The 8319-nt window shown below is 38.8% G+C and carries 5 protein-coding genes; 2 read left to right on the top strand and 3 right to left on the bottom strand.

What is annotated here, in order from left to right:
- The coding region (gene mrcB, locus H4J38_RS16465; protein ID WP_182133504.1) for a penicillin-binding protein 1B at positions 1-2313 on the bottom strand (2313 nt) is incomplete at its 3' end.
- A 186-nt stretch (positions 2314-2499) separates the two neighbouring features.
- Between mrcB and miaA the strand changes: the two genes are divergently transcribed.
- Positions 2500-3414 carry a tRNA (adenosine(37)-N6)-dimethylallyltransferase MiaA gene (gene miaA, locus H4J38_RS16460; protein ID WP_182133502.1) on the top strand — a complete coding sequence of 305 codons (915 nt, stop codon included), beginning with the start codon at positions 2500-2502 and terminating at the stop codon, positions 3412-3414.
- Positions 3415-3576: 162 nt separating this feature from the next.
- On the opposite strand, the gene H4J38_RS16455 is transcribed toward miaA, so the two are convergent.
- Positions 3577-3909, bottom strand: a complete 333-nt coding sequence (locus H4J38_RS16455; RefSeq protein WP_182133500.1) for a PBPRA1643 family SWIM/SEC-C metal-binding motif protein — start codon at positions 3907-3909, stop codon at positions 3577-3579.
- 834 nt (positions 3910-4743) lie between these two features.
- Here H4J38_RS16455 and H4J38_RS16450 point away from each other — a divergent pair.
- Positions 4744-5523 carry an ABC transporter substrate-binding protein gene (locus tag H4J38_RS16450; protein ID WP_182133498.1) on the top strand — a complete coding sequence of 260 codons (780 nt, stop codon included), beginning with the start codon at positions 4744-4746 and terminating at the stop codon, positions 5521-5523.
- Between the two features lie 171 nt (positions 5524-5694).
- On the opposite strand, the gene hrpB is transcribed toward H4J38_RS16450, so the two are convergent.
- Positions 5695-8271: an ATP-dependent helicase HrpB gene (hrpB, locus tag H4J38_RS16445; RefSeq protein WP_182133496.1), complete on the bottom strand. Its 2577-nt coding sequence runs from the start codon at positions 8269-8271 to the stop codon at positions 5695-5697.
- Positions 8272-8319: the final 48 nt, after the last annotated feature.

Below are 8319 nucleotides of genomic sequence, written 5' to 3'. Positions count from 1 at the left end.
CGCTTCTTCACATGCTGTTTCATAAATTAAACCTGTGGTAACTGCAGGTAGTAATTGAGAATTGTTGCAAGCTTGTGTAACCGCTCGGCCACTTTTATTGTCAAAGCGAACTAATTCGACACTTGCAGGCACGTTAGCACGTCGACTAACCGCACCAGTTTTCTGCATAAATTCGGCAAATAATACCAGTGCACCACTGCTACCGGTTAATTTAGTTGGCTTGTTATCGTCTCGACCTATCCAAGTAGTGACCAAAAGTTCATTGTCGTAACCGACAAACCAACTGTCACGTAGATCATTAGTTGTGCCTGTTTTACCCGCGATGCTTTTACCTTTAAGACGCCAAGCTAACGAGCGAGCAGTACCTGACGTTGTTACTTTATTTAACGAAAAATCGAGTAAGTAAGCGGCTTGTGTTGAAATAACTTGTTGCTCTAAGACTTTAAACTGCCATAGAGTTTCACCACGGGCGCTAACTATGCGCTCTATCACGTGTGATTTTTCTGCCACACCATCATTAGCGATAGGTATGTAGAGCTGGTTTATTTCCATGGGTGACATATTTAACGCCCCCAATAGCATAGATGGACGTGTAACAATATCGTCCTGATAGCCCATTAAATGAATAGCTTGTGCGACATTATCTAAACCCAACTGCATACCTAAATTCACCGTTGGCACATTAAGGCTTGATACTAAAGCATCAATTAAATGTACTTGGCCTCTATATTTTCCATCGTAATTTTTTGGTCGCCAAGCTTGTCCATCTTCACTTGAAAGCGTAATCGCTTTATCTTCAATTAACGTGGCTAAATTAAAACGTTGATAACGCTCTAATGCCGCAAGAAATACGGCAGGTTTTATTAACGAGCCAATAGGTCGCTTGGCATGCAATGCACGATTAAAGCCGGCATAACCAGCTTCTTTTCCGCCCACTAAAGCACGAATTACACCGGACTTAAAATCAGACACCACCATCGCCACTTGTAATTCAGAACCTGACTCTTCTTCCAATGTTGGTAATTTTTCATCAATACTCGCTTGCAGTGCTAGCTGTTGAATAATTGAAAACCCGGTAAACACTCTTACGCCAGATTGTTGCTGATATTCAGATAAATGCCGAGATAGTTCAACTTTGACTAATTGCAGGTAGGCAGGGAATTTTTGCTGTTTTACACGACGTTTTTTTCTTATAGATAAAGGCGACTCTACTGCTTGTTCAAACTCATACTGAGAAATAATTTCTTGCTGATACATTAACCTTAAAACTAAGTCTCGACGCTTAATCGTGCGCTCTGGAAAGCGCCAAGGATCATAATAGCTTGGCCCTTTGACTTGGCCAATTATCATCGCCATTTGTTCTGAATTAAGCGATTGAATTGATTTACTAAAGTAAAACTCAGCGGCTAACCCAAAGCCATAAATACCATTGGCATAATGTTGACCTAAATATACTTCATTTATGTAAGCTTCTAATAATTGGTCTTTGCTATATCGATACTCTAATATCAGCGCCATAATGGCTTCGTTAGCTTTTCGCCATAAGGTTTTATCGCGGGTTAAAAACATATTTTTAACCAGTTGCTGTGTTAACGTACTGCCCCCCTGAACCGTTCGACCAGCAATCAAATTTTGATACAGTGCGCGTAAAATACCCAAGGGTGAAACACCATGATGAAAATAAAATTCGCGATCCTCTATTAATAATAAGGTATCTAACAGCTTTGTTGGCACAGCTTGCAATGAAACCAATACCCGATCTTCTTTGCTTTCAGGCAAAATTCTGTCAATTAACAATGGCTCTAAGCGTAATTGCGAAACTTTTTCATCACCAAGATACAAAGCTTTAACTTTGCCGTTGGCTAAATCGAGAGTAACTTTTGTTGCCGCTTCTATACCAGCGCCAAAATCAAATGCGCGACGATAAATAATGGCTCTATTTTTTGATAAAGCAAATTCACCAGGGCGTTGCACATTCGTTACTTTTTTATAGCGATTCGCCGATAACGCTTGTCTCAAGTTAGTCATGGTTAACTCGCTTCCTACGTTATAGCTTTCAATAGCGCCAAATACCTGAACAGGCACCTGCCAACGTTGGCCTTCAAACTTATCACGCACTTTACCGTCAAGATAAATACTATAAATAAATAGCACAAATACGGCGAGAACCGTCATTTTCACCATAAACCAAAATGACCAACGCAGGGCTATTTTAACGCGGCTATCGCCAATTTCCTCTAATGTTTTCGAGGTTTTTGGTTTATCAGATGTTGAATTTTTGATCGCTGTTGGAGTGGTTTTTTTGACTGTCATACTTTAATTAACGTGCCTCAGGGAAATGCTATTAAGCCGCTATAATAATCTAGCTAAGACTATATCCCAAATGATAATTTTTAATGCTTTGTGATAGAAAAAAAAGTTTTTATGCCTAACAAGCATAGTTGACAAATTAACGATATAATTCTCGCTTTATTGTAAGTCAATTTCTATAGGTTAACTATGTCTGCATTTAACATGCTCGTTGTGCTGGGTTCAACAGCGTCGGGGAAAACCAAACTGGCGGTTGAGCTTGCCAGAATGCTAAATGGTGAAATAATTTCGGCCGACTCACGACAAGTTTATCGCGGTTTAGATATTGGCAGCGGTAAAGACCTTGACGAATATGAAGAAATTGCGCATCACCTAATTGATATTGTCGACCCCGGTTATGAATACAATATTTTTGATTTTCAAAAAGATGTTATCAATGCCTATGAAAAAATCAGCCATAAAAACAAACTCGCTATTATGGCTGGTGGCTCAGCGCTTTATGTAGACTCAATTCTAAAAGGCTATCGGTTAATTGAAGTACCTGAGAATAAAACTCTTAGAGAAAGATTAGCGACGCTTAGTCATGAGAAATTAACTGAGCAGTTAATGCAACTTAAGCCAAATCTACACAACACCACAGATCTTATCGAACGTGATCGCCTAGTGCGAGCCATTGAAATAGCCCAAGGTGAAAATGAGGCGCAAGATACCGTCAATGACTTTCCTGATCTTAAGCCAGTTATATTTGCAATTAGATGGCCAAGAGACGTTATTCGTGAACGTATAACCCTGCGTTTAAAGCAGCGAATGGAACAAGGTCTGATTGAGGAAGTAGAGCAATTACATGCCCAAGGCGTTAGTTGGGAAACCTTATATTTTTACGGCTTAGAGTATCGCTTCATTGCACAGCATTTACAGGGACAGTTGAGCAAAAATGACTGTTTTCAAAAACTCAATGCTGCAATTCATCAGTTCTCAAAAAAACAAGACACTTGGCTGCGAAGATTAGAGCGCAATGGTACTAAAATTCACTGGTTAGACGGTGATAAAAATACGCTCGTACAAGCAATGGCTGTAATCGCGCAATTGAATAATCAGCGCTAATTCTGTAAAAACAGAGTAAAACAGCTAACAATCGGCTGATTAATCATATTTTGCAATAATGGTATTTACGAATGGATATAAAGCAGAACTTAACTTTCGCTGCTCATAACTCACAGAGCACGGGCAGCATCAGTTTACGTAACTCTCAACAATAGTATGTTGTTATCCGCAACACTTTTTATATTTTTTGCCGCTACCGCATAAACACGGGTCATTACGGTTTGGTGTTTTTTCAAAGGTAGTGGTTGTTGGCTTGTTTAGTATCGCCGTCAGCTCGATAATATTTTCTTCAGCGCTGCTATCTACCGTAATATCGGCGAATAGTTCATTTTCAATAACGATTGCAGCTACTTCTACTTTCTTTTCTTCACTGGTAACCACTAATGTTAACGGATGTTTTTCTGTGCCAAGCTTAACAGCACGTTTAGTGTTATAACCTGTTTTTACATGGTTTACTCTGGTGTGGATACGGCCTTTGTAATACAGATCGTGCATGATGAACTCCGCTAAATGAATGCTATAAATTAAATACTAGGTTTAAGCGCGGCAGTATAACGTAAAACGTAAAATAGTCGACTGTTCAATTATACAACTTAAGCCTTGTCTAGCTATTAGCGAAAGGCAGACAAAAATTAACGTCTATTAATAAGCATTAACTTAACCATTAAGCAGATCAAATTTAAAAAAATAATTATAGAATGCAAATATACCATTAGCCACCCATTTTTGAAGTCTGTTGAAGATGCATGACAGAATGAATATAGAATATTTTGAAAATCCCCAGCTAATAAAGTAGTTAAAATACCAAGTGGTTTAGCTGGATTTGTGTATGAGTTCTAATAAATATATCAAATTACCTAAATGGGCATCTAACAATTAGCTGTCGTTTGTACTTCACTAATTTTAGTCAACTATTTTACGCTACATTAGCAAGGTTTTGAGACTGTGTAATTTCTCCAAAGTGAAAATTTTCAAATGAATGTCACGCTCACAGAACTTATAAAAATCATAACTTAGTTCGCTATCACCTAAATTTTCAAACAGTTATGCACGTTAACATTTAATTTCAAGCTGTATTTTTAAAGAAAATATCCATTATCCTTAAATTACTAGTTGCTTAGCTCTTTTTATTCGCGCTATATTTAGATAAAATTTTGCTCAAGAAAAGTAAGCCAGTCGTTAGTGCTTTAGTGTAAAAGCGGGTAATGTGTATACACTATTAATTAGTATCAGGCTACGTCTCTAAATAGCCCATATATTATCAGCGATAGCCCTTCTTTGTTTTACATTATCAGTAACATTTATTTATAGCGCATCTGAGGAACACTATTGCTTTTAAGATATTTATTCGCCTTGCTTATTATTTTATTTACAGCACAAACAGAGGCTATTAATAAAACCGAAAATCAAGCTCTTACTATGTGTGTTGCTCATTACCCGCCACACCAAATAGTATTACCTGAGCAACCCCCAATAGGTGAAAATATTGCCGCAACAACTTATCTTTTCAAGAAACTTGGATTTACTCTTCGTTTTACCCAAGATAATTCTTTTTGGCGTTGTTTGGCGATGTTAAAAGCGGGCAAAGTGGATATCATGTCAGGTCTGTTAGATGCACCAGAACGGCGAGAATTTTCCCATTTATTTGTTTATGGTTCATTAAATAAAAAATTATTTTACGTTAACAAGCAAAATATAAACATTAGTACATTCTCGGATCTTAAGGGCTTGAGAGTTGCTGTACTGAGGGGCATAAAGCAATTTAAACAATTTGATAATGCCCCGAAAGGCTACTTAAAAAAAGTTTATGTCAGCGACCTCGATACGGCTTTTCGGGTATTAGTGGCCGGTAAAGTGGATGTGGTTATTTCAACTGATTTTTTCGATTTGGAAAAATATAAAAGCCAAGTTGACGGCACTCAAGAAATTGCAGAAGTTATAGTCAAACTAGATGACAGCTCTTTATTATTTACAGCCCTGTCAAAAAAATCTAAAGTTGCTCACCTTGCCCCTAAGTTTACCGAGCTATCAAACACATTGTATAAAAACGGTAAATTTGAGCAGGTCATGAATGAATTTAAAATCAAGCACCCTGAATATTACCATTAAACTTCATCATGCTTAACTGAATTCAGGGCGGAACAATCATACCTGTTGATATTCAATGCAGTCTACAGTCAACTTTTTTAGCTTATGACAAATACCCGTCCAAGCAATTAAAGTTGCCACTAAAACATTGCTAAGAGCGTATCCTAACTTATCACCTGCCATTACTTAGCATTACAGATGCTTTTTAACTTTTCTCGTCGCTTGTGCATTCGCGGGATCATCTGGCCAAAAATGTTTCGGATATTTTGATCGCATATCTTTTTGCACTTCGCGATAGCTCCCCTGCCAAAAGGCCGCTAAGTTTTGGGTTATCTGAATGGGTCGTTGCGCGGGCGACAATAATTCGATAATCAAGGCAACTTGACTATTATGCTGACTGTCGCCAACCGATGGCGTAGTGCTAACACCATATAATTCCTGCATAGGTAAAGAAACAATCGGGGCTTGCTCTAAACTGTATCGAATTTTACATTTCCGCCCTGTTGGCCCAGTAAAGTAACTCGGTGCAAGCTGGTTAAATACTTGCTGTTGTTGATAACTTAGTTGCGTAAGTAATAGTTCAGCTAAATTAAGCTTATCAAGTTGCGCCTTACTGGTAATGTCAGCTAAGTACGGCCCCAGCCATTGCTCCAAAGTATTCAACAAATGCGCTTCACTTACATCTTCGAAAGCCAAATGTGTCTGGGTTTGATTAAGCCAACGCCAGCGCAATAACAGTTGCTGTGTGTGGTCATCAAATTTCAGCCAACTAAGTCCACGTTTACGAATTTGTTGACACCAACACGCAATCAAAAGCTCAGCAGCAAGCTTTTGCGTAGTATTTTCTTCGCTGATAACCAGTGAGCCAATCACCTGTTGATTGGAACTTCGTATGCGATTTTGTTTACTATCAAAATGTAAATGTGTTTTGTTTTTTACTGAAACAACTTGCCAAGCAAGCGCTTGCGATAAGCTAACCTCTGACGCCAAGGCTATCGTTAAGGCTTGTTGGCGTTGAAAAAACTGCACGGCAACAAGGTATTTTTTATCAGCTAAAGCATCACTGTCACTCATAACTACCCCTTTGCCATAAGCCGTTAAGTAATTGCCTTGATGATCTCTTTGCTTAGCTAAACGCTCAGGGTAAGCGAGTAAAAGTAATAAGCCACTGCACTGCAGAGGCAATTGCGTTGGTTCATGACAAAAGCGTTTTGTTGCGGTGGCATTGTTTGTATTGCTAAAATGTATACGTTGTTGATTAGCCACTCGATATAAGCGCTGAGCTTGTTGAATTATTCGTTGATGCTGTGGCCTTTTAGCTTGCTGAAAAAGTTGTATTATTCGCTGCGTTATATCGCAATTATTTACCCGTTGTTCAACGCTAAAAATATCGCGTTCTTCTAATAATGCGGTATAAAGACACGCCAGTGTTAATAAATGTTCAACTTGTTGGCTGTGCTCAAATTGCGCGGCAGCTAGCAACATTTTCGCAAACCTTGGGTGACAAGGAAAAATTGCCGCCAACTTACCTTCAGCCGTTAACTGGTGCTGTTTAGAAACCAACCCTAAATCGGTCAACTCCTGCCAAGCTAATTGTTCTTTTTTAGCATTGGGCATTTCTATCATTGGCAGTTGCGCACATGCGTTTGCTCCCCACCGAGCCACTTCCATTAACATTGGCAGTAAATCGGCTTGTTGAATTTCACTACCACTTTGCTCACTTCTGCGTTCAAAATCATCTTTACTGTATAAACGAATGCAGTGCCCAGCTTGCAATCGCCCAGCACGACCAGCACGTTGAATGGCAGAAGATTTTGCAATACTGCGTTGCTGTAGTTTATTACTCAGTGTTTGCACATCATAAATCGCAACATTTTCTAAACCAGAATCAATAACTAAATCAACACCTTCAATGGTTAAGCTAGTTTCTGCAATATTAGTTGCTAGTACTAATTTATGATGACCGCTTGGCGCTGGTGCAATAACTTGTTGCTGCTGTTGTAGCGACAATTCACCGTACAATGGACACAATGTCATGTTTGCAGGCATAAAAGGCGATAATTGTTCGGCTAAATAGCGAATATCGCCAGTACCTGGAAGAAACATTAATATCGAACCTTGATGCGAGTTCACCAAAGATTTTAAAACTGACAGTGCGTGCTGACGCCAAAGACGAGTATTACTTGGGGCTTGGTAGTTAATATCAACGGGAAAACTTCGCCCTTTGCTTTCCAACGCTACCGCATCAGGTAGCTGATGATTTATCGCTTCTGTCGCTAAAGTTGCTGACATTAAAAGAATTTTTAAGTCTTCTCGCAGACCTTGTTGAATATCGCGTGTTAATGCGAAGGCTAGATCAGCGTTTAGCGAACGCTCATGAAACTCGTCAAACACAACTAAGCCACAAGCCGATAGTTCTGCATCGTGCTGAATTATTTGCGTTAAAATACCTTCTGTAATAACTTCTAAACGGGTATTTTTTGAAGTTTTACTTTCATTTCGAAGTCGATAACCAACTGTGTTTCCAACACTTTCACCTAACTGTTGAGACAGGTAACAAGCAATATTTTTTGCCGCTAAACGCCGAGGCTGCAAAAGGTAAATTTTCTGGCCAGATAAACAAGGTAAATCTAATAACCATAGCGGTAAGCAAGTTGACTTTCCGGCACCTGGCGGCGCGGTTAACAATAAAGTTTGATGCTGATTTAATGCGACAATAACATCATCTTTAATATCATCGATAGGCAGTTTTTTGGCCGTTAGCGTCATAAATTATAATACATTATTGTAAGTTTAAATTTTTATGGCTGTAATGTT

It is taken from the genome of Colwellia sp. BRX10-3 (genome assembly GCF_014077505.1).
In the GTDB taxonomy this organism is placed as follows: Bacteria; Pseudomonadota; Gammaproteobacteria; order Enterobacterales; family Alteromonadaceae; genus Cognaticolwellia.
The sequence above is the reverse complement of the archived record's forward strand: the minus strand, read 5'-3'. Positions and strand labels throughout refer to the sequence as shown.